Below are 20,817 nucleotides of genomic sequence, written 5' to 3'. Positions count from 1 at the left end.
CACCGCCGATGCTACGCCGCCTGAAGTTCGAGTTTCTGGCTGATGAACTGGACGGCCTCGGCGAGCACATTGGGTCCAAGGTTGAAGGCGCGTTCGACGAGGCGCGCCTCGCCCCGCATGTCGCGGGTGATGTTGAAGCTGGACGCTTGACCTTTGCGAAGCGCCCGCATCACCTCAAAGCCCTTGATCGTTGCGTAGGCCGTCTTCAGGGTCTTGAAGCCCCGCACCGGGCGGATCAGCTGCTTCAGCTTGCCGTGGTCGGCCTCCACCACGTTGTTCAGATATTTGACCTGCCGGTGCTCAGTCTCCTCGGGACACTTGCCCTCGGCCTTCAGCTCCGCCAAGGCCGGTCCGTAAGTTGGCGCCTTGTCGGTATTGATGACCATCGGCTTCTCCCAATCCTTCAGGCCGTTCAGCGCCTTACCGAGGAAACGCTTGGTGGCGGCGGTGTTTCGCGTAGGAGAGAGGTAGAAGTCGATGGTGTTGCCGTGCTTGTCGACCGCCCGGTACAGGTAGGCCCACTTGCCACCGACCTTCACGTAGGTCTCATCGACCCGCCAGCTGGTTGACCGTGGGCAGCGCCACTGCCAGCGTAGCCGCCTCTCGATCTCCGGCGCGTACTTCTGAACCCAGCGGTAAATGGTCGAGTGATCGACCGCAACGCCGCGCTCGGCCATCATTTGCTCGAGGTCGCGATAGCTGATACCGTATCGGCAGTACCAGCGCACCGCCCACAGCACGATCTCTCCCTCAAAGTGGCGTCCCTTGAAGTCCGACACGGCTTGGCTCCATCCAACCTCCAGCCATTCCGCAGCCTGCCGGCCGAATTTGCAACAGAGCCCAACGGACTGGGCGGCACAGGCGTAAGACGGCGTCAGGGAGCAACGGTTGACGGAGGTGAAGTGATCGGAGATTACGCCATGTCGCTCCACGCTCAGCCATCTGTCCCATCTATCCCCCCGATCCCGGAAGAAACCGCTCGTGTCGCCCACGCCGCCTTTCCGAGGGGAAATCCTTATCTGACACTACGCGATGATCTCGGTCCGGCCTTTGTGGACAAGGACTTCGATGACCTCTATCCCAAACGCGGCCGGCCGACCTATCCCCCCTGGCGACTGGCGCTGGTGACGCTCCTACAGTTCCGCGAGGGGCTGAGCGACCGCCAGGCGGCCGAGGCGGTGCGGGCGCGCATCGACTGGAAGTACCTGCTCGGCCTGGATCTGACCGACGCCGGCTTCGATCACAGCGTCCTGACCGAGTTCCGCGGTCGGCTGCTGGCTGGGGGCGCCGAGGAACGCCTCTTGGAGCGGGTGCTCGATGCCGGCCGGACGCAGGGCCTGCTCAAGGCCCGCGGGCGACAACGGACGGACTCGACCCATGTGCTCGCCGCTGTCCGGGAACTGAACCGGTTGGAACTCCTGGGCGAGACGTTGCGCGCGGCACTCAACGCCCTCGCGGTCATGGCCCCCGCGTGGCTGCGCGGTTTGGCGCTCCCGGCAGCCCGTATGTGAAGCCGCGCACGGCCGTGCCCCCTCAAATTCCATTTTTATCAACGCGCTTTCGTACTGTTCGGCGTCAGAACCCCGCGCCGATTCACACCGCAATTGCCCTTGAGTCCTCCGACGTCTGAACCGCTTCAGGCTTGGCAGCCCCGACAAACGCCCGTCAAATCCGCGACGGTGTCATGTGAAGTTCCATCACGCCGTCGGTGGCGGACAGCTCCGTGACCATCCGCGAGGTGTCCGGCGACCCGCTGGTCTTCAGCGCCAGCTTGTACTCGATCTGGCCGGCGCCGTTCATGAGGTGGTATCCCCAGTCCACGACCTCGAAGCCGCGTTCCCGCGCCAGAACCTGGATGCTCTCGGCCGGCGGCGCCTTGTCCCGCGTGAAGACCACGGTCAGGTGCGTCACCGTCCGGTGCGGCAGGATCGGCTCCAGCCGCCGCAGGCCGACCATCGCCGCTATGGTCAGGGCGGTGGCGGCAAATGCCGCCACGTAGAAACCGACACCGATGGTGACGCCGATGGCGGCGGTCGTCCAGATCGAGGACGCGGTGGACAATCCCCTGATGGAATGGCTTTCCCGCATGATGACCCCGGCACCGAGGAAGCCGAGCCCGGTGACGATGCCCTGGATGACGCGGCTCGGATCCGCGGAGCCGGTCCAGCCGGCCGCGGCGCCGCCATACCACAGGTGCGGATAGGCGACGATCACGGTCAGAGCCGTCGAGGCCATGCAGACCAGGCCGTAGGTCCGCATGCCGGCCGCCCGCCCCTGGTAGGAGCGCTCGTAGCCCAGCAGCACGCCCGTCAAAAGGGAGCCGACCAGGTGCAGCAGGATGACGCCGTTGGCCACCAGCTGCCCGTGGGACCAATAGACCTGAAAGATGTCCATGACCATCGCCTGTCGTTGAAGATCAATCGGCACCGGCCGGTGCCGGAACCGCGCCCGGCTGCGACGCCCGTCGAGCCCGTGCCGGTGTTTCACCAGGGTCCGCTCGGGCTCATCCCTCGAGCAAAGCGGCTTCCTCCCGCTGCGGCCGATGGGTGTCGGCATGCGGAGGGAGCGCATCCGGCCGCGGCCGTTCGATCCGGAACCAGGCGACGTACAGCGCCGGCAGGAACACCAGCGTCAGCAACGTCGCCACCGCCAAGCCGCCGATGATGGCGTAGGCCATCGGTCCCCAGAAGACGGTCGGCGCGATCGGGATCATGCCGAGGATCGCCGCCGCCGCGGTGAGAAGGATCGGACGGAAGCGATGGGTGGCCGCGATGACGATCGCATCCCATGGGTGATGCCCGTGCGCCTTCTCGATCTCGATCTGGTCGATCAGGATGACCGAGTTGCGCGCGATCATGCCGATCAGCGCCAGCACGCCGAGGATCGCGACGAAACCGAGCGGCTTGCCGGAGGCGAGCAGCGCCGCGACGACGCCGATCACCCCCAGCGGTGCGACGCTGAGCACCAGGAACAGCCGGTTGAAGCTCTGGAGCTGGATCATCAGGATCGTCAGCATCAGAAGCAGCATCACCGGCACCACCGCGATCACCGACGCCTGCGATTTGGCGCTTTCCTCCACGGTCCCGCCGACATCCACATGGTAGCCGGCCGGCAGGGAGGCGTTCAGCTCGGCGAATTTCGGCGCCAGCGCCTCCACGACCGTCGCGGGCTGGGCGCCTGCCGCGACGTCGGCCTGGACCGTCAGCGTCGGCTTGCGGTCGCGGCGCCAGATGAACGGCAGTTCCTGGCCATACTCGATGGAGGCGAGCTGGCTCAGCGGAACGGTCTTGCCGTTGGGCAGGGGGACGGGAAGCGACCGGATGGTCGCCAGCGACACGCGCTGCTCGGCCGAAGCCCGCGTCAGCACATCGACGAGATAGATGTCGTCGCGCATCTGGGTGACGGTCACGCCGGTGACCACGGCATTCAGCGTCTGGGCCAGCCCCTGGGAACTCAGCCCCAGCAGGCGGGCCTGATCCTGGTCGACGCGGATCTGGACGGTGCGGGCCGGTTCGAACCAGTTGTAGTTCACCTTCTGGACGGTACCGTCGGAGGCCATGATCCGGGCGGCCTGCAACGCGATCCCCCGCACCTTCTCGGGATCGGGACCACTCACCCGGTATTGCAGCGGCCAGCCCACGGGCGGTCCCAGCTCCAGGGGATAGATGCGCCCGACGACGCTGGGGAATTCGGTCTCCAGTGCCTGCTCCAGCCGCGCCTTCACCCGGTCGCGCACCTCCGCCCCCTTGGTGACGACCACCGCCTGGGAGAAGAAGTCGTTGGGAAGCTGGACGTCGAGCGGCAGGTAGAAGCGGACGGCCCCGCGGCCGATATAGGTGCTCCAGCGCTCTACATCGGGATCCTTGGACAGGATGCCGTCCAGGCGGGCCGACAAATCCCGTGTGGCTTCGATCGAGGCGTTCTGCGGCAGCTTCAGATCCACGAGCAGTTCGGGCCGGTCGGAGGACGGGAAGAACTGCTGGGGAACGAAGCGCTCGCCGTACAGGCCCAGCGCGAAGATCGCCAGCGTCAGCGCGATCGTGACCCAACGCGCCCGCATCGCCAGGTCCAGCAGGCGCCGGAAGGCACGCATGAGCGGACCGCCTTCCTCGTCATGATGCGTCTTCGGCTTCTTCAGGATCCAGACGCCCAGCAGCGGCGAGAAGAGGACGGCGACGAACCAGGAGGCGATCAGGGCGATGGCGACGACGGCGAAGATCGAGAAGGTGTACTCGCCCGCCGCACTGCGGGCGAAGCCGATGGGCACGAAGCCGGCCACGGTGACCAGCGTGCCGGTCAGCATCGGAAAGGCGGTCGAGGTATAGGCGAAGGTGGCGGCCTTCTCCTTGCCGTCACCCCGCTCCAGCCGGGTGACCATGGTTTCCACGGTGATCATCGCGTCGTCGACCAGCAGGCCGAGGGCGATGATGAGGGCCCCCAGCGACACGCGCTGCAGATCGATCCCGAGGATTTCCATCGCCACGAAGACGATGGCCAGCACCAGCGGGATGGAGCATGCCACCACCGCACCCGCCCGCGTGCCGAGGCTGACGAAGCTGACGGCCAGGACGATGGCGATGGCTTCCCACAGCGCCTCCATGAATTCGTCGACCGCATGCTCGACGGTGGCGGGCTGTTCGGCGACCAGCGTCGCCCCGACCCCGACCGGCAGTTCTTTCACGATGTCGGCCATCGCATGTTCGATGTTGTGCCCCAGCGCCAGGACATCGCCGCCGTCGCGCATGGCGATGGCCAGCCCGATGGCGTCCTGGCCATTGACCCGGAAAACCGGCTGCGGCGGATCCGCCGGACCGCGGGTCACGCGCGCGATGTCGCCGAGCCGGATGATGCGGTTGTTGGCGACGAAGTTGACGGCGAGAACATCCTGTTCGGAGCGGAAGGCACCGGTGACGCGGAGCATGATCTTCTCGTCGCCGGTCTGGATCACGCCGGCGGGGGTGACGGCGTTCTGCGCCTGGAGGGCGTTGATGAGCGCCGAGCGGTCGATGCCCATTCCGGCAAGCTGCTCGGTCGAGAACTCCACATGGATGCGTTCGTCTTGGGCGCCGAGCACGTCGATCTTGGAGACGTCCGGCACCTGGAGCAGGCGCGACCGCACATCGTCCACATAATCCTTCAGCTCGCGATGCGAGAAGCCGTTGGCGGTGAAGCCGTAGACGATGCCGTAGGTGTCGCCGAACTCGTCGTTGAAGCCCGGCCCGACGATGCCCTGGGGCAGGGTGCCGCGGATATCGCCGATCTTCTTGCGCACCTGATACCAGATGTCGGGCACCTTTGCGGCGGGCGTCGATCCCTTCAGGTTGACGAAGATCGTCGACTGCCCGGCGGTCGTATAGCTGCGCAGGTAATCGAGACCGGGCGTTTCCTGCAGCTTGCGCTCCAGCCGCTCGGTGACCTGCTTCAGCGTGTCGTTGATGGTCGCCCCCGGCCATTGCGCCTGCACGACCATCGTCTTGATGGTGAAGGTCGGGTCCTCGTTGCGGCCGAGCCGGGTATAGGCACCGATGCCGGCGACGGTGAGCACCAGCATGAAGAAGGCGATGAGGGACCGGCGCCCGATCGCCCATTCCGACAGGTTCAGGCTTTTCACGACTGACCTCCCAGCAGGCGGACCTTCTGCCCGGGACGCAGCACCTGCGCACCGGCGGTGACCACCGCCTCGCCGGCCGCCAGCCCTTGCGAGATCACCACGCTTGACGGCTCGTGCTGGAAGATCTCGACGCTGCGCAGGGAAACGGTCTGGCTTCTCGGATCGAAGACCCAGACGGCCGGCTGGCCGTTCGACTGGGTGAGCGCACTGGCCGGAACTTCGACCCCCTCCGGCGGGCTCAGCCGGATGCGGCCGGCCACGGTGGCCCCGAGCCGCATGGCGTCCGGCGGATCGATCAGGCTGACCTTGACCTGGAAGGTCCGGGTGGTGGGATCGGCCTGCGGGGCGACCTCGCGGACACGGCCGGCCGCCATCACCGACGGATCGTCGGCCAGCGACACCGCGACGACCGGATCGCGCGGTGCCGTGCGGATGAGTTGGGAGGGCACGTCGAACACCGCATCGCGACCGCCCTGGCGGGCGACCTGCACCACCATCTGCCCGGCCCGCACCACCTCGCCGGGTTCGGCACCGGTCGCGGTGACGGTCCCGGCGGTATCCGCCAACAGGTCGGTGTAGCTCAGCATCTCCTCGGCATTGCGCAGCTGCGCACGGGACGAGGTGACCTGGGCCTCGGCGGAGTCGAGCGCCTGCTGGGCCTGATCGAAGCTGGCGTTGGTCGTCCAGCCATTCTTCAGCAGCTCCTGCTGGCGCCGGAAGGCGTTGCGGGCCTGGGTCAGCTGCGCCTGGGCCGCCGACAGCCCGGCCTGTGCCTGGCGCAGGGAGTTCTGCTGAATCTGCGGATCGAGCTTGCCGACGACCTGTCCCGGCTGGACGAGATCGCCGACATTGACGCGCCGCTCCAACAGCCGGCCGTCCAGGCGGAAGGACAGGTTGGCCTGATCCTGCGCCCGCACCTGCCCGGTCAGCGTCACCGGGGCGCCCTGCACATTGCGCTCGACCGTGATCGCGCGGACAGGCCGGACGGCGGGTTCGGGTGGCGCATGCTCCTGGCAGCCCGCAAGGGCGGCGGCTATGACGCTGACCGCTGCGATCCTGGATATATGCATCGTCTTTGCTTCCTGACTTGGAAAATGTCTCAGTCCGCTCGCAATGCGGTCAGCAAGCACCGCAGTGGGGAGCCGAAGTGTGGAGCGCATGTCCGATCGGGATGTCGGGTTCGGAGGAGGTTTCGCGGTCACCGGATCGCAAGCGGCGGCGGCCCGGTGAACCAAGCTCAGGCAGCGCCTTTGCAGAGACCCCGGATGAACAGGGTCACGGCCTTGCGGGTGAAATCATCGCGTTCCGCTTTGGACGGCGGACCGGCAATTCCCAATTCCGGAACGGAGTGAAAACCGCCTGAAAGCGCTGCCAGGAACTGTCTTGCGATGAAGGCCGGATCCGCGATGCCGACGCAGCCGCGGCCGGACAGCCGCGCGAACAGGATGGTCAGGGCGGAAACGATCCGTTGCGGTCCGGCTTGGCAATAGAGATGCCCCGCCAGCGGTATGCGCGGCGCCTCGCTCAGGGCCGACTGGCGGATCATGATGGTGTCCGGGGACCACAACAGATCGACGAGACGCCGGGCGACCCGGTAAAGCGCCTCCTCCAGGGGCAGGTCGGCCACATCGTCCGGAACGAAGTCCGTTCCATACTGGCGGCAGGCAGCCTGGATCGTCGCCACGAACAGCTCCTCCTTCGAGGAGAACCGGGTGTAGAGCGTCGTCTTCGACACGGCCGCACGCTGCGCCACCAGGCTCATCGAGGTCGCGGTGTAGCCAAGCTCCAGGAATAGCCGCTCCGATGCGGCCAGGATGCGATCGGTCCTGGGATCGCATCTGGCCGGGAGGGAGGTGGTTTCGATGCTCATCCGGGCCGCTCCCGCCGTCACGCCGCCTTGGCGGGGCCGTTCTGATGACTGCGGAACAGCACCTCAAGCCGGACAAGCCGTTGACCCCTCTCCGGGCTGTCGCATTCGTCGGCACCGACAACCTGCCGCACGGTTTCGAACGCCGCGTTGCAGGTGGCGGGATCGGAGGGCAGCATGGCACCGATCGCATCGACCGCGCGTTCCTCGTCGATCAGCAGTTGGAAGAACTGCTCGCGCAGCATCTCCTTGAAGACGTCCAGCGTCTGCTCCTCCGGATCCTGGGCGCGCAGGCGCTGGATCATCGCGAAGGTGCGTTCGTCGGCACTTGCGGTCGCCCCCAATGCGTACAGAACGGCACGGGTCACCGCTTCGCGCAGGCCGCCATCGGCGATCCGGCGGCGCAGATCGTCGATGCGTTCACGCACGTAGCGTTCATGCGCGGGATCGATGGCGGGGCGGCGCGCTGCGGACTCCGCCGCACCGCAGAGGCCGAGCACAGCCTGCATCGCCTGTGATCCATAGATCGCGAAGAACATCTCCTCCGCGGTCCGGTCGCGCCGGTCACGCCATGCGTTCAGCAACGTCTCCATGAGGTCGGACAGCCGCTCCTGCGCCGCAAGGAAGGGGTTGCCGGACGCGCAAGGCCGGCGATGCTCGCGCACCGTTTCGGCGACACTTGCCAGCATCGCGGCGCCGGGTGTCCGGTCGTTCACCATCTCGTAGGGCAGGCGTGACGGGTGCAGGGCACGCACCGCAGCCGCCAGAGGCTCCAGCGTCATCAGGCGCACCCATGGCTGCAGCATTGTGCGATACAGGCCGAGATTGATCTCCGACAGGCGTGCCGCCGCGGCGAAGGCGCGGTCGTCCTCGGGGCTGTTGCAGCCAAACGCCCGGATGTCGTCGAGCGTGCGTTCCTCGAAGCTGACGATGTGGTCGCCCAGCCCCGGATCGGCACCGTCAGGGCGGGGCCGGATCACCGCCTCGTAGAGGCCCGGCGGCAGGCAGTCGATGAAGTCGATGTTCTGGACGAACTCCGCATACTCCTTCCGCGCCACCGCGGCGGACACGAAGATGCCGAGGTGCCCGGCATTGGCATGAACGCTGTAGACGATGGTCTGCCCATGGGCGCGGATGTCGCGGACATCGGCGTAGAGGTCGAGGATCCAGCCCAACGCCTGCTGAGGCGGGGTAATGTTGTCGCCGTCGGAGCAGAAGCAGACGATCGGCGAGCGGATGTTGCGCAGATCCACCATCTCGCCGGAGCCGGTGACGATCCGCGCGGTGGACAGGCGGTTGCCGACGAACAGGTTGTCGACGATCCACTGCATCTCCCCGGCATTGAGCAGGACATGGCCGCCCCACCAGCGCTCGAATTCGAGATAGCGCGCCTCTTCGCTGTCCACCCGGGCATAGAGGCCATAGGGCTTGGACCACAAGGTATTCGCCGGGTTCATGTTCTCGAAGTTCTGCACCAGCCAGGCGCCGTCGAACAGGCCGCCCCCGAGGTCGCCAGTCAGAGCGGTCAGGGCGCTGCCGCCGAGCAGGCCGCCGGAATAGCGCATCGGATTGCGGCCATGCACCCCGGCCCAATAGGACAGTGGCGATCCCGCCACCAGGATCGGGCCGAACAGCTCGGGCCGCAGCGCGGCCAGCATCAGCACCGCCCAGCCGGCCTGGCAATTGCCGATGACGAAGGGCTTGCCCTCGGCTTCGGGGTGACGGGCGATCACCGCCTCCAGGAACACAGCCTCGGCGGCGGCCACATCCTCGATCGTCTGTCCGGGTACCGGATCGGGCAGGAAGCCGATGAAATAGCAGGGATGGCCGGCCTTCAGCGCCATGCCGATCTCGCTGTCGGCCTTGAAGCCGGCGATGCCCGGCCCGTGGCCGGCCCGCGGATCGACGACGACGACCGGACGGGCGCGCCGGTCGGTCGGCGGCGCATCCGCCGGCGGATCGATGCGCACCAGACCATAATTCACCGGACGGTCGAGCATCCGTCCGTCGATCAGAACCTCGCCATTGAAATGCAGCACATGCGGCGCATCCTGGCTCGCATGGTCCAGATACTGGTTTCCCCGCCGGCGCATCACATCCCAGAACAGGACGGTTCGCTGCGCTCCGTCCAACGCAAAGTCGACGGCATCCTGCAGTGGGCGCAGGGCCACTTGCCAAGGCGATTGCACCGTATCGGCGGAGGGCAATTCCTGCTTTTGACGTTCCAGCATGATCAACTCCAATTCCCTGACCACGTTCGGAAAGGCCCGGATGGTCGGCGCATGCCCGGCACACGCGAAGACTCCGGGCGATTCTTGTTCCTGCTCGATGTTCGTAGGGAATTCCGGTCCGGCACTGTCGCAGCGGAAGCCGAAGACCGCCGGAACCATTATTACCGTACCGTACGGTATGATTTAAAAAGGTGAGCGTCAAATGAAATCGTACCGGACGGTCCAGTAAAGTTTTCCCCGGTCTAGCCGGCGGCAGGCGGCCGGTGCCCGGCATCGTTGCGCACCCCCTCCAAGAAGCGGTCGACCTCGTTCTTGAGCGTTTTCGCGTCATGAAGAAGACCGGCGGAGAGGTCGCTGATCTGGTTGGCCACCTCTCCGGTCTCACTGGCGGCAGTCCCGACACCGGAGATGTGCAAGGTCACCTCCCGCGTGACCATGGCGGCCTGTTCGACGTTGCGGGCGATCTCGGCGGTGGCTGCGGTCTGCTCCTGGACTGCTGACGCCACCGACCCATTGATTTCGCTCATTTCCCGGATCACCGCCGTGATCGAACCGATGGCCGAGACCGCTTCTCCGGTGCCGTCCTGCACCGCGGTGATCTTGGCGGCGATCTCCTCCGTGGCCTGGGCGGTCTGGGTGGCGAGGCTTTTCACCTCGGAGGCGACGACGGCAAAGCCCTTGCCGGCGTCCCCCGCCCGGGCCGCCTCGATGGTGGCGTTCAGCGCGAGCAGGTTGGTCTGCCGCGCGATGTCATTGATCAGCGCCACGATGGCACCGATGCTGCCTGCGGTCTCCGACAGCCGGCCGATCAGCGTGGAGGTGCGGACGGCTTCGCTGTCCGCGCGCAGGGCGACATCGCGCGACCGCTCCATCTGGCTGGCGATCTCGTTGCTGGAGGCCGCCAGTTCTTCGGCCGCCGCCGCGACGGTCTGGACGTTGCCGGACGCCTGTTCGGAAATTTCGGTAACCGCGCCGGCCCGTCCGATGGTGTCCCGGGCGGCGGCCGTCATCTGCTGCGACGACGCCTGCAGATGGGCCGCCGCCATGGTGAGGCCGTCGACCACCGTGCCCACCTGCCCCTGGAGCCGGGCGGCCATGCCGCGCAAGGCATCCTGCCGTGCCTCCTCCGTCTCGCACCTCTGCACTTCGTTGGCGGCGGCCAGTTCCTCCATGCGCAGGGCATTGTCCCTGAAGACCTGCACCGCAGCGGCCATCTCGCCAAGTTCGTCGCGGCGGTGGCGGGCGGGGATTTCCACAGTCCGATCACCCTGGGCCAGGCGCGTCATGGCCGCCGTCATTCCGCGCAACGGATTGACGATATCCCTGGCGAGCAGTGTGGACAGGATCAGACTGACCAGCAGGGCGGCGGCGGTGATCGATCCGGCCGCCAGCAGGCTCGACTTCATGTCGGCGAAAACGCCGTCTCGCTGTTCCGCCAGGATGCGGGACTGGATGTCCTCGGTATCGGCGGCGAGGGTGGCAAACTCCGCACCCAGGGCGGCCATGTCCCTGAACACCAGCTGGTTCAGCTCCAGGGTAGCGGCGACCGTCTCGACCGCCGTTGCCTTGTAGTCCGTCACCAGCCGCTGGATTTCACCGACCGCCCCGGCACGGGAGGCGGGCTGCGCATTCCGGGCCAGCGCGGAAGCCGCGGCGACGGCCTGCGCCGTGCCGTTTTCGGCCTCATGGGCCCGCTCCAAGTCCGGATCGGCATCGAAACGGCTGACCGCCAGCCGCGCCAGCATCAGGGTCCGCTCGGCCTCTCCGGTCGCCATCGCCGCGGACAGGTCGCCGTCATTGACGGCATTGCGCGTCACCTCGCCCAGCATCGATACCGCTCTGCGCCCGGTGTCGGCGAGATGCGACGTCAGCGCGTCCTTGCGCCGCTGCAGCGTCACCACCTTGTCGAAGCCGGCGAAATAGGCATCGAAAAGCTCGCGCATCCGCATGAGGTTGGCGTGCTGCCGAGCATCGCTGCTGGCCGCCACAGCAGCCGGCAGCACCTCGCTCAGCTGCTCCCGCATGCGCTGCTCGACCTGCAACGCCGCCTCATCGCCGCGGGTTTCGACGATGACGGTGTTGCGGCGTGCTTCGGAAACATTAGCCGTGATCAGCGCGACGCGCACCGCATTCTCGCCGACCGCGGAGTAGGCGAGCATGTGCTGGTGGGCGGATCTCAGCGCCGGGACCGTCGCCGCCGCGACGGTCAGCAGCAGGAGGAGGGCTGCGGCGAAACCACCGTAGATCCGTGTGGATATCTTTATACGGGCGAACATGTCGGCACTCCTGATCGACGACCCGCACCGCCCGCCGCGAAACACCGCAAAAGCCGATGACGCGCAACGCCGCAATCCACCCTGAGGGCGGACTTGCGGCTTCGGCAGCGTCGGGGCGCAGTTTGGCGCGACTGGGGGCAGGTCAAATTCTTTTGTCAAACCGTACCGTACGGTCTAACATTGGCGACTGACGCGGTCAAGACCATGCTCGATGTCGAGCACACAGGACGGTTCAGGAAATGAGGAGCCCCATGCGCAGGAAGACGGAAACCAAGCGCGACGCCATTCTCAATGCCGCGACCCTGGAATTCACAGAACGCGGTTACGAGGGAGCGTCGATTTCGGCCATCGTCGGCCGGCTCGGGGCGTCGAAGCAGACGCTCTACCGCTACTTCCCATCGAAGGACGAGCTGTTCGTCGAAGTGATGGCCCGCATCATCGACCGGCATGTCACCACTCCGCGGGAAGATCTGGAAGACACCGCGGATGTCCCCGGATCGCTGCAACGGCATGGGGAACGCTATCTGAAGATCCGCCTTTCACCGGAAATGGTCAGTCTGGCGCGGCTGGTGTTCGGGGAATCCGGCCGGTCGGACGTCAGCCGGCTGCTCCACCCCCGCGGCAAGTTGAAGGTGGCGAAGGACATCGGCCGCTTTCTGACGGCGGCCATGGAGGAGGGCCGGCTCCGGGTCGCCGACCCGGCCGTCGCAGCACTGCATTATCTGGCGCTGCTCGATGCCGAACTGTTCGAACCGGTGGTGCTGCGCGTCCGGGAACCGGCGGCAAACGATGAGATCGCCGCGGCCGTCGACCGGGCGGTCGATGCATTCCTGGCCGGCTACGGCCGCGAAGGAAAGCATGCGTGATGACCGCCGCCCCTGAGTCAGGGCTGATGGCCTGTCCGGAATGCGACCGGCTCCATATCGACCTGCCGCTGCGGCCCGGGGAAAAGGCGCGGTGCGTTCGCTGCGGCACCGTCATCCTGCGCTCGCCATACTGGCGGCCGGACCAGATGCTGGCGCTGGTGATGGCGGCGCTGATCGCCTTCCTGCTGGCCAACGCCTGTCCCATCCTGGAGCTGCGCGTGCAGGGCAGCATCAGCAGGGCCACCCTGCTGGATGCCATCCTCGCCCTCTGGAGGGAGGATCGCCAGATGGTGGCGGCGCTGGTGTTTGCCACCGGACTACTCGCCCCCCTGGCTGATCTGCTGGCCATGACCGCCCTGCTGGCGGCAGTGCTGACCGGTCGGCGGCCGGCCTATTTCGCGCCGCTGCTGCGGCTGATCCAGCAGGTACGTCCCTGGGGCATGATCGAGGTGCTGATGCTGGGGGTGCTCGTTTCCCTTGTCAAGCTGTCGCATCTGGCCCAGGTGGTGCCGGGGGTGGCTCTGTGGGCCTTCATCGCGCTGACGGTGCTGCTGGCAGCGGTGCTGTCCTACGATCCACGCTGCCTGTGGCAGCTGCCCGCCGGACGGAAGGGGGCGGCATGACCACCGCCCTGTCCCGTGGCCTGTGGGCATGCCGATGCTGCCGTCGGCTTTGCCGGCCAAGCGCCGGGAATGGCAGCGATGCAGAGCGTTGCCCACGCTGCGGAGCCACCGTCCGTCCGCGCAAGCCCGACAGCCTGTCCCGCACCTGGGCCCTGCTGATCGCCGCCGCGATCCTCTATGTCCCCGCCAACCTGCTGCCGGTGATGCAGACCTCCAGCATGCTGGGTTCGTCGCGCGACACGATCATCAGCGGCGTGGTCTATTTCTGGACGTCCGGATCGCCGGGGCTCGCTCTGCTGATCTTCAGCGTCAGCATCCTCGTGCCGCTGATCAAGCTCGGGGCACTGGCCTATCTGGCCTTCAACGTCCGCCGCCCCGGCGCCGCCGGCCCGCATGGGCTGGGACGGCTGTACCGGGTGGTGGAGCTGGCCGGACGCTGGTCGATGCTGGACATCTTCGTCATCGCCCTGATGGTCGGCATGGTGCGCTTCCGCACCCTCGCCACCATCGAAGCCGGACCCGGCGCCGCAGCCTTCGGCGCCGTGGTCGTCCTTAGCATGCTGGCCGCCGCCAGCTTCGATCCCCGTCTCCTGTGGGATGCAAGCGGACCATCAAGTCATGAACACTGATACGCAAACGGCCGCGGCCGATCCCTCCATCGCGCAACCGGAGATCGCCGGACCGCCGGTGCGGGACCGTCGCCACGGCAGGGTTTCCCTGGTCTGGATCATTCCAATCGTCGCGGCTCTGATCGGACTGTCGCTGGTGGCGCAGGCCATGTGGCAGCGCGGCCCGACCGTCACCGTGACCTTCGCCTCGGCCGAGGGCATCGAGCCCGGCAAGACAAAGGTGAAATACAAGAACGTCGACATCGGCGACGTGACCGGACTGGCGCTCAGCGCCGACCGGACGCGGGTGGTGGCGACCATCGGCCTCGCCAAGGACGCGGCTCCGTTCGCGGTCGCCGGCAGCCGCTTCTGGGTGGTGCGCCCGCGCATGGCCGGATCGGGCATCTCGGGCCTGGGCACCCTGCTGTCGGGAGCCTACATCGGCGTCGATGGCGGTCAGGGCCATGAGGCCCGCAACGCCTTCGTCGGCGAGGAGGAGCCCCCCGTGGTGCCGTCCGACATGCCGGGCCGCCGCTTCATCCTGCATGCCGACGATGTCGGTTCGCTCGACATCGGGTCGCCGGTGTTCTTCCGGCGGGTCCAGGTCGGCCATGTGGAGAGCTTCGCCCTTGATCCAGACGGCCGCCGCACCACGATGGGCATCTTCGTCAAGGCACCCTACGAGCGCTTCGTCACCACCAACAGCCGCTTCTGGCATGCCAGCGGCGTCGACCTGAGGATGGATGCGTCGGGACTGAAGCTGGAAACCCAGTCCCTGGCAACCATCCTGCTGGGCGGCATCGCCTTCGAGAGCCCGGACACCAGCGGATCGGCCCAGTCGCCTGCGGCCCAGGCCGCCGAAGAGGGCGCGCAGTTCAATCTGGCCGCCGACAGGGTCGACGCCCTGAAACCGCCCGATGGCGCACCCGAGTCCCTTGTCCTGCATTTCCAGCAGAGCATCCGCGGCCTGAGCGCCGGCGCACCCGTCGACTTCCGCGGCGTGGAGATCGGACAGGTGCGATCGGTCAGTGTCGAATACGACCCCGCCGGCACCGACTTCGTCTCGTCGGTGCGGATCGACGTCTATCCCCAGCGGCTGGGACGGGTCCGCGACGTATTTCCCGAGAACATGCCGCAGGATCGTCGCCGGGCCCTGCTGGCCGATCTCGTGCAGCGTGGGATGCGGGCTCAGCTGAGGTCGGGCAACCTGCTGACCGGACAGTTGTACGTCGCCGTCGATTTCTTTCCCCAGGCGTCTCCGGCACAGTTCGATCCGCGCCGCAATCCGATGGAGTTGCCGACCGTTCCGGGCGACCTGCAGGAAATGCAGCAGCAGGTGCAGAACATCCTGCGCAAGCTCGACACGCTGCCCTTCGACACGCTCGGCCAGGACGCCCATCGCCTGATGGTGGCGACCGAAGCCACCGTGACGCAGCTCGGCGGCCTTGCCCGGCGCGCCGACCACGACACCATGCCGGAAGTCCGTCTGGCAATCCGCGACCTGCGGCAGACGCTGGCCACCATCCAGGGATGCATCGCCGGCGATTCGCCGCTGCTGCAGGAGGTCCGCCAAGCATTGCGCGGTGTGGCCGATGCGACCCGCTCCGTCAAGGCACTGACCGATGGACTCGACCGCAGCCCGGAATCCCTGCTGCGAGGCAAGAAGGAAACGACCCGATGACACGCACCTGCACCCGCAGCCTTCTCCTGGCCCTTTGCCTCGCCCTGCCGGCCGGCTGCGGCATCTCGCCGCCGACGCACTATCACGCCTTGTCCCGTCCGGACGACGCCCTTCCCGCCTCGGGACAGGCGCGGATGCTGGTGGAGATCCTGCCCGTCGCCGTTCCCGAGTCCCTGACGCGAAGCAATCTGGTGCTCACCGACGAGGCGGGACGGGTGACGGTGATGGAATCCGAACGCTGGCTGTCCCCCATCGGCGACGAGTTGCGGCAGATTCTGTCCGACGGCCTGTGGAAGACCGCAAGGGCGTCCGACACCTATCAGGCGCCGGTGTCCGGTTCGGCGGTCACGCTGCCGCTCTTCCGCCTGGCCGTCCGGCTCGACCGCTTCGAGGCGGTGCCGGGCCGGGCCGCGATGATCGACGCTTCCTGGACCCTGCGGCGCCTGCCCGACGGCGCGGTGCAAGGTTGCCGATGGGCCGGCCGCCAGCCGGTGGATGGCCGTGATGCCGCCGCCGCCGCCGCCACGCTGTCCGCCGCCAGCCGCCGTCTGGCCGACCGGATCGGCGACAGCCTGCGCCATGTCGCGGCTGGGCAAGGGCTGCCCTGTCCGGACGAGAGCCGTTGACCGGCGGACGCCCGGCCGCAGGGGACCGGGCTTCGCCACTCCTTCGTTGACAGCAGCCGACGGCAGGTCTAATTTATTTTCAGAACGCGTTCATTGAACGCGTTTTCAAGGAACCGGAGCGGCAATGCCCGACCAAGCTCGTCCTACATGACAGGCCGGACGTCGTCGCTGACCATCGCGTCCCGGTTCCTCATGCGGGCGCCCCCGCCACCTGTCCGGTGGCGGACTGCCGCTCGCCTTCCCCTGCCATCAGGTGAATGCCATGACGTCCCTTCGTCTTCTTGCCGAATTCGTGGCCTCGTTCCTCATCATTGCCGTTCATCTCGCGCTGTTTTTCGCGATGTGACCCGCTCGTGCCAATCTCAAGGTCTGTCTGGAGCAGTCTGATGAAACATGCCCTTTTCATCGCGCTTGGAGCGTTTGCCATGACCATCCCTGTCGCAATCGCGCAGGTTCTGCCACTGCCGCCCATCACCTTCCCCACGAACGGGCCGCCGCCAGCCATTGAGCAGCAGTTGCAGGCATTGCAGCAACAGCGCCCGGCACAGACACGTCTACCGGACCAGCGCCCACCGGAGAACCAGTCGCAAGAGCAGCGCACTCTGTCGGATATCGTTGCGAAAAGGGTCGCGGAACATGTCCAATCTCTGTCGTGCGATCAGTTGGCAACGATGAAATCGGAACCGAAGCCGGAAATGACACAGGAGCTTGCGAAAATGCTGCGCAGCGACCCGCAGGTTCGCGCCGAATTCATCAGCAAAGTGGCGACGCCGGTGACGACCAAGCTCTTCGAATGTGGGATGATCCCGTGATCGCTCCCCAATACGGGCGGGGACAGCGGCTTCGCCGGAATGTCCCCACCCGCCTACCGGATTAGAAGCGGCCGCTTCCCGGTTGCCCATAGGCGGCCATGAAGACGCCCATCGCCCGGTCGACCGCCGCCGCGATTTCCTCGTCGGTGGCCGGTTCCCTGACCCGCAGAACGACCGGCTCGAACAGTTCCGCATCGAGCAGCGCCATGTAATGCAGCGCCGCGACATCCGGATCGGCGGTACGAAGCCGGCCGTCCTTCATGGCGGTTGCCAGAAACTGCCCGACATCGTTCGTCACCTTCATTTTGCCGCGCAGATGGAGAAGCCGGCTGACGTCCGACCGGCCGGATTCCCCGTACACCAGCCGCGCCAGACTGACCATTTCCGGTGAAAGGCGAACCTTCAGGTAACGCTCTCCATACCGACGCAGCGAGACTGCGACATCGGTGATGTCCATCATGTCAGCCTGCAAAGAGGCTGCGTGCTGGGTAATGGTTCGCACCATCACCTCGACGAACAGGTCGTCCTTCGATGGAAAATAGCTGTAGAGCGTCTGCTTCGATCCGCCGAGGCGAGCCACGATGGCGGACATCGACGCTCCCTCGTATCCGCGTTCGGTGAATTCCAGCGTCGCGGCATCGAGGATGGCCTCGCGCTTGGCTTCCGTCTTCATACGCATGGAAAAACTTACCCCTTTGGCCTGGGCGAAACTCGCAAGGCCACTGCACTCGGACATTTAACTGTACGGTACAGTATCATATAAAGTCAAAGTTTCCGATCCGATCCCGTCCAGCCGCGCCATTCGGGAGGCATACCAAGCCTCTTCACCCTTCGGACGATGTCCCGGTATGCTGCGAATGACCGTCGGATGTCGGGCCGTAGACTTTTCTGACGACCGCCTTTACCCGAACGGCTTTTCCCCCCGCCCTCTCATCGGTCGAGGTTGTATTCAGGCCAGCCAGGATCGCGTCCATCACGGTGTCGATCAGGAGCGTGGACGGCAGAAATGGAAAGCTGGCCGAGGAATTGGTGAGTGTCAGCACGCCATGGATGCCTGCCCACAGAGTCTGGGCGGCGAGATCGGGATCGCCGGGCCGCAACCGCCCACGCTCGATCGCCTCGGCGACACGCTGGCGGAAAAGCTCATAGGCGGCTGCGCGGACACCCGAACTCTTCAGCTCTTCCGCCAACTCCCCTTGGTCGATGATGAACAGCACATTGAAGCGAACAGGGTTTTCGGCCGCGAACTCCGCATAGGCGCGCCCGATGGCCCGGATTGCCGCGACGGGATCGGATTCGCTGTCCGAGATGTTCTGCATGCGGTGATGCAGTTCGCTGACCGCATCCCACCACAAGGCACGCAGCAGATCGCGCTTGGTCGGGAAATAGGCGTACAACGCCGAAGCCGACAGCCCCACCCGTGCACCGAGCGCACGCATCGACACAGCCTCAATCCCGGTGCTGTCGAACAGAGCCTGGGCGGCGCTCAGGATGCGGCGCTGGACGCTGTCGCGCTGTTCTTCGCTCTGGGGCTGTCTGGGCATGATGATAATCCACACTTGCTTTGAAACGCGCTGCCTTCAGGCGCGCAGCTGACGCAGTCCCAGCTCACCGCTGACCTGATAATCGAACCCGGAGCGGCCAGCAAGCATCGTGGAACCGTGACGCGGCGCCTCAATGCCGTAGGTAGTATCGGCTTGGCCGCTCCATCCAGCCTCATGTGCATTGACGAATGCCGCCAGCAATGCTCTCCCGGCGATTTCCGCCCACAGCGTCTGAGCGGCCAGGTCCGAATCACCGGACCCCAGCTGCTCGTTGTCGAACATCTCGGCTACACGCTGCCGGAAGATCTCGTAGGCAGCTGCGCGTAGGTTCAAGCTCCCTGCATCCTCTTGAGCTGTAACGAACAGCATTTTGAAGCGGACAGGCTTCTCCGCAGCGAATTCGACATAGGCGTGCGCAAGCGCCCGGACAGCTGCGACGGGATCGGGTTCGCTGTCCGAGATCCCCTGCATGCGGTGATGCAGTTCGCTGATCGCATCCCGCCACAAGACGCGCAGCAGATCGTGCGTAGTCGGGAAGCAGGGGGACCGCGCCGAACCGGACACCCCCACCCGTACCTTGGGCGCACGCATTGAAACAGCCTCGATTCCTGCACTGTCGAACAGCTCCCTGGCGGTGCTCAGGGTGTTGCGGTGAATGCGGCCGTGCTGATCCTCACATCGGAACCGCTTGGGCATGATGATGGCTCCCTCTTTCTGAACATGTTCACTGAACGCGTTCATTAGACAGCTTAGTCGGAAGCTCATGTCCCGTCAATGGATCGGGATGGCGGGAGAAAACAGAGACCGGAGATAATTGCAGCAGCCCGAGCGGTATGGCGACTGATCGGCACGTCTTCTGGTGTGCGCCCCAGATTCCGTCGGTAAAACCGATCGTCTGTAGGGCTGATACTCATAGGAACTGGTAAGGCCGGACCCTACGGATTGCCGAAGCTGCCGGTGGATAGCGTAGCCGCATGGGCCTGCCTCGTAGCAAAAGGATAGTCGCCCAGGATGTTGCTTGAGGAGCTTCTCGACCATGCGTGCCAGAGCGGCCGGCCGGTTTGGAATTTCGCCGAGAAACCGCACCTCGCCGGAACGCCCTTCGCTGGCGACACCGATGGCGATCGTCGCCTTGTGAACATCCAGGCCAATGAACGTGATAGGATCTTCCACGGTCCGTCTCCTGTGCATGAGGCAAGGCGCCGGCGATGAGCCGGAGCAACCCTCGAACGGTGCACATCGCGAGACGGACCACCATCCTCAGCCCAGCAGACATGGGGTCTTGTCGCCCCGGCGCGGCGCGGCGCCCGTCGGCGCAACCGGGTGGCGATCTCGGGGCCGAACTTTCGAGCCCACTGGCGGGCATCGTCACATTAACTTAATCGAGACCAAGGGGGCGCCTGCAGCAGCCCGCCGACGCCTATCATGCCGTCTTGCGGGCACACGTTTCCTGTCGCCAGACGGCGAAGGCGTCAGCCCGGTAAGCGCGATAGTCAGCGGCGCTCATGCGATGTCGACGTGGGTGGGCGTGCTGGTGTATGGGGCCATGGGAGGAGAGGAATTGCTGGGCTTGGCGCGGTGACGTGAAGCGCTTCATCCGCCGTTCGCGTTGGCGGGTCGGCTGGTGTGAATTCTCGGCGCGGTTATTGAGATACCGACTTTGCCGGTGCTCGACTCCGGGGATGATCTTGGCCTTGGCGGCGGCATAGGACTTCAGCTTGTCGGTGACGACGACACGCGGCACGTAGCGCAAGCCTTTCAGGAGTTTCTTGAAGAAACGCTTGGCGGCCTTGGTGTTGCGCCGGCTCTGCACCAGGATATCAAGCACCACGCCGTGCTGATCGACGGCGCGCCAGAGGCTCTGTTGCAAAGTTTGCCGGCGGGCGCGAGATGATGAATACGGGCATCACCGCCGACACTATGCGTCCTGGAGTTCGAGCTGCTGGCTGATGAACTGCAAGGCCTCGGCGAGCGCGCAGGGTCCGACGTTGAAGGCGCGTTCAACGAGGCGCGCCTCACCCCGCATGTCGCGGGTGATGTTGAGGGTCGCCGCCCTGCGCGATATGCTCGCT

General features: G+C 66.0%; 17 protein-coding genes and 1 pseudogene. 7 read left to right on the top strand and 11 right to left on the bottom strand.

The annotated features are described in order from the left end of the window. Nucleotides 1–11: 11 nt before the first annotated feature. The gene (locus GBZ48_RS22785; RefSeq protein ID WP_174473095.1) at nucleotides 12–779 is read right to left on the bottom strand and encodes an IS6 family transposase; all 768 of its coding nucleotides are present in this window, start codon (nucleotides 777–779) and stop codon (nucleotides 12–14) included. A 141-nt stretch (nucleotides 780–920) separates the two neighbouring features. Here GBZ48_RS22785 and GBZ48_RS22780 point away from each other — a divergent pair. Beyond that, nucleotides 921–1,496, top strand: a pseudogene (locus GBZ48_RS22780) (transposase); the annotation flags it as partial. Nucleotides 1,497–1,665: 169 nt separating this feature from the next. Here GBZ48_RS22780 and GBZ48_RS22775 read toward each other — a convergent pair. From GBZ48_RS22775 to GBZ48_RS22750, 6 genes are all read right to left on the bottom strand, one after another. Then, entirely contained in the window at nucleotides 1,666–2,394 is a 729-nt protein-coding gene (locus GBZ48_RS22775) for an MgtC/SapB family protein (protein WP_174473094.1), read from the bottom strand. 109 nt (nucleotides 2,395–2,503) lie between these two features. Continuing rightward, entirely contained in the window at nucleotides 2,504–5,611 is a 3,108-nt protein-coding gene (locus GBZ48_RS22770; protein ID WP_174473093.1) for an efflux RND transporter permease subunit, read from the bottom strand. Then, complete coding sequence (locus tag GBZ48_RS22765) at nucleotides 5,608–6,681, bottom strand: efflux RND transporter periplasmic adaptor subunit (protein ID WP_174473092.1); 1,074 nt, start codon at nucleotides 6,679–6,681, stop codon at nucleotides 5,608–5,610. Before GBZ48_RS22765 ends, GBZ48_RS22770 begins: the two co-directional genes overlap by 4 nt. A gap of 167 nt (nucleotides 6,682–6,848) precedes the next feature. After that, nucleotides 6,849–7,481, bottom strand: coding sequence for a TetR/AcrR family transcriptional regulator (locus GBZ48_RS22760; RefSeq protein WP_174473091.1), 633 nt, complete (start codon nucleotides 7,479–7,481; stop codon nucleotides 6,849–6,851). Between the two features lie 17 nt (nucleotides 7,482–7,498). Next, the gene (locus GBZ48_RS22755) at nucleotides 7,499–9,709 is read right to left on the bottom strand and encodes a DUF3141 domain-containing protein (protein WP_174473090.1); all 2,211 of its coding nucleotides are present in this window, start codon (nucleotides 9,707–9,709) and stop codon (nucleotides 7,499–7,501) included. Nucleotides 9,710–9,951: 242 nt separating this feature from the next. Next, nucleotides 9,952–11,985 carry a methyl-accepting chemotaxis protein gene (locus tag GBZ48_RS22750; RefSeq protein WP_174473089.1) on the bottom strand — a complete coding sequence of 678 codons (2,034 nt, stop codon included), beginning with the start codon at nucleotides 11,983–11,985 and terminating at the stop codon, nucleotides 9,952–9,954. Nucleotides 11,986–12,236: 251 nt separating this feature from the next. Here GBZ48_RS22750 and GBZ48_RS22745 point away from each other — a divergent pair, with 251 nt between their 5' ends. The 6 genes from GBZ48_RS22745 to GBZ48_RS22720 all read left to right on the top strand — a co-directional run bounded on the left by GBZ48_RS22745 (nucleotide 12,237) and on the right by GBZ48_RS22720 (nucleotide 17,201). Continuing rightward, complete coding sequence (locus tag GBZ48_RS22745; RefSeq protein ID WP_174473088.1) at nucleotides 12,237–12,851, top strand: TetR/AcrR family transcriptional regulator; 615 nt, start codon at nucleotides 12,237–12,239, stop codon at nucleotides 12,849–12,851. Then, complete coding sequence (locus GBZ48_RS22740) at nucleotides 12,851–13,474, top strand: paraquat-inducible protein A (protein WP_174473087.1); 624 nt, start codon at nucleotides 12,851–12,853, stop codon at nucleotides 13,472–13,474. Before GBZ48_RS22745 ends, GBZ48_RS22740 begins: the two co-directional genes overlap by 1 nt. Next, nucleotides 13,471–14,103: a paraquat-inducible protein A gene (locus GBZ48_RS22735; RefSeq protein ID WP_174473086.1), complete on the top strand. Its 633-nt coding sequence runs from the start codon at nucleotides 13,471–13,473 to the stop codon at nucleotides 14,101–14,103. The genes GBZ48_RS22740 and GBZ48_RS22735 overlap by 4 nt, the downstream gene beginning before the upstream one ends. Continuing rightward, nucleotides 14,093–15,763 carry a PqiB family protein gene (locus GBZ48_RS22730; RefSeq protein WP_174473085.1) on the top strand — a complete coding sequence of 557 codons (1,671 nt, stop codon included), beginning with the start codon at nucleotides 14,093–14,095 and terminating at the stop codon, nucleotides 15,761–15,763. The genes GBZ48_RS22735 and GBZ48_RS22730 overlap by 11 nt, the downstream gene beginning before the upstream one ends. Then, the gene (locus tag GBZ48_RS22725) at nucleotides 15,760–16,389 is read left to right on the top strand and encodes a PqiC family protein (protein WP_174473084.1); all 630 of its coding nucleotides are present in this window, start codon (nucleotides 15,760–15,762) and stop codon (nucleotides 16,387–16,389) included. Before GBZ48_RS22730 ends, GBZ48_RS22725 begins: the two co-directional genes overlap by 4 nt. A 386-nt stretch (nucleotides 16,390–16,775) precedes the next feature. Further along, nucleotides 16,776–17,201 (top strand): hypothetical protein, encoded by a 426-nt coding sequence (locus GBZ48_RS22720; protein ID WP_174473083.1) that lies wholly within the window; start codon nucleotides 16,776–16,778, stop codon nucleotides 17,199–17,201. A 61-nt stretch (nucleotides 17,202–17,262) separates the two neighbouring features. On the opposite strand, the gene GBZ48_RS22715 is transcribed toward GBZ48_RS22720, so the two are convergent. The 4 genes from GBZ48_RS22715 to GBZ48_RS22700 form a co-directional block, all read right to left on the bottom strand. After that, nucleotides 17,263–17,937 carry a TetR/AcrR family transcriptional regulator gene (locus tag GBZ48_RS22715; RefSeq protein ID WP_174473082.1) on the bottom strand — a complete coding sequence of 225 codons (675 nt, stop codon included), beginning with the start codon at nucleotides 17,935–17,937 and terminating at the stop codon, nucleotides 17,263–17,265. Nucleotides 17,938–18,025: 88 nt separating this feature from the next. After that, nucleotides 18,026–18,745, bottom strand: coding sequence for a TetR/AcrR family transcriptional regulator (locus tag GBZ48_RS22710; RefSeq protein ID WP_174473081.1), 720 nt, complete (start codon nucleotides 18,743–18,745; stop codon nucleotides 18,026–18,028). Nucleotides 18,746–18,781: 36 nt separating this feature from the next. After that, a complete protein-coding gene (locus GBZ48_RS22705) occupies nucleotides 18,782–19,441 on the bottom strand; it encodes a TetR/AcrR family transcriptional regulator (protein WP_174473080.1) in 660 nt (219 codons plus the stop codon). A gap of 727 nt (nucleotides 19,442–20,168) precedes the next feature. After that, entirely contained in the window at nucleotides 20,169–20,615 is a 447-nt protein-coding gene (locus GBZ48_RS22700; RefSeq protein ID WP_209798509.1) for a DDE-type integrase/transposase/recombinase, read from the bottom strand. Nucleotides 20,616–20,817: the final 202 nt, after the last annotated feature.

The organism is Azospirillum melinis, from assembly GCF_013340935.1.
Classification (GTDB): domain Bacteria; phylum Pseudomonadota; class Alphaproteobacteria; order Azospirillales; family Azospirillaceae; genus Azospirillum; species Azospirillum melinis.
Note: the sequence above shows the minus strand (reverse complement) of the source record. Positions and strands in the feature narration are given on the sequence as shown.

Excerpts from the sequence above, each read along its gene's own strand:
- GBZ48_RS22710 (WP_174473081.1), bottom strand. The coding sequence starts at position 18,745 with ATGCCCAGACAGCCCCAGAGCGAAGAACAGCGCGACAGCGTCCAGCGC.
- GBZ48_RS22740 (WP_174473087.1), top strand. The coding sequence starts at position 12,851 with ATGACCGCCGCCCCTGAGTCAGGGCTGATGGCCTGTCCGGAATGCGAC.
- GBZ48_RS22750 (WP_174473089.1), bottom strand. The coding sequence starts at position 11,985 with ATGTTCGCCCGTATAAAGATATCCACACGGATCTACGGTGGTTTCGCC.
- GBZ48_RS22735 (WP_174473086.1), top strand. The coding sequence starts at position 13,471 with ATGACCACCGCCCTGTCCCGTGGCCTGTGGGCATGCCGATGCTGCCGT.
- GBZ48_RS22755 (WP_174473090.1), bottom strand. The coding sequence starts at position 9,709 with ATGCTGGAACGTCAAAAGCAGGAATTGCCCTCCGCCGATACGGTGCAA.
- GBZ48_RS22715 (WP_174473082.1), bottom strand. The coding sequence starts at position 17,937 with ATGTCCGAGTGCAGTGGCCTTGCGAGTTTCGCCCAGGCCAAAGGGGTA.
- GBZ48_RS22725 (WP_174473084.1), top strand. The coding sequence starts at position 15,760 with ATGACACGCACCTGCACCCGCAGCCTTCTCCTGGCCCTTTGCCTCGCC.
- GBZ48_RS22730 (WP_174473085.1), top strand. The coding sequence starts at position 14,093 with ATGAACACTGATACGCAAACGGCCGCGGCCGATCCCTCCATCGCGCAA.
- GBZ48_RS22775 (WP_174473094.1), bottom strand. The coding sequence starts at position 2,394 with ATGGACATCTTTCAGGTCTATTGGTCCCACGGGCAGCTGGTGGCCAAC.
- GBZ48_RS22745 (WP_174473088.1), top strand. The coding sequence starts at position 12,237 with ATGCGCAGGAAGACGGAAACCAAGCGCGACGCCATTCTCAATGCCGCG.
- GBZ48_RS22720 (WP_174473083.1), top strand. The coding sequence starts at position 16,776 with ATGAAACATGCCCTTTTCATCGCGCTTGGAGCGTTTGCCATGACCATC.
- GBZ48_RS22705 (WP_174473080.1), bottom strand. The coding sequence starts at position 19,441 with ATGCCCAAGCGGTTCCGATGTGAGGATCAGCACGGCCGCATTCACCGC.
- GBZ48_RS22760 (WP_174473091.1), bottom strand. The coding sequence starts at position 7,481 with ATGAGCATCGAAACCACCTCCCTCCCGGCCAGATGCGATCCCAGGACC.
- GBZ48_RS22765 (WP_174473092.1), bottom strand. The coding sequence starts at position 6,681 with ATGCATATATCCAGGATCGCAGCGGTCAGCGTCATAGCCGCCGCCCTT.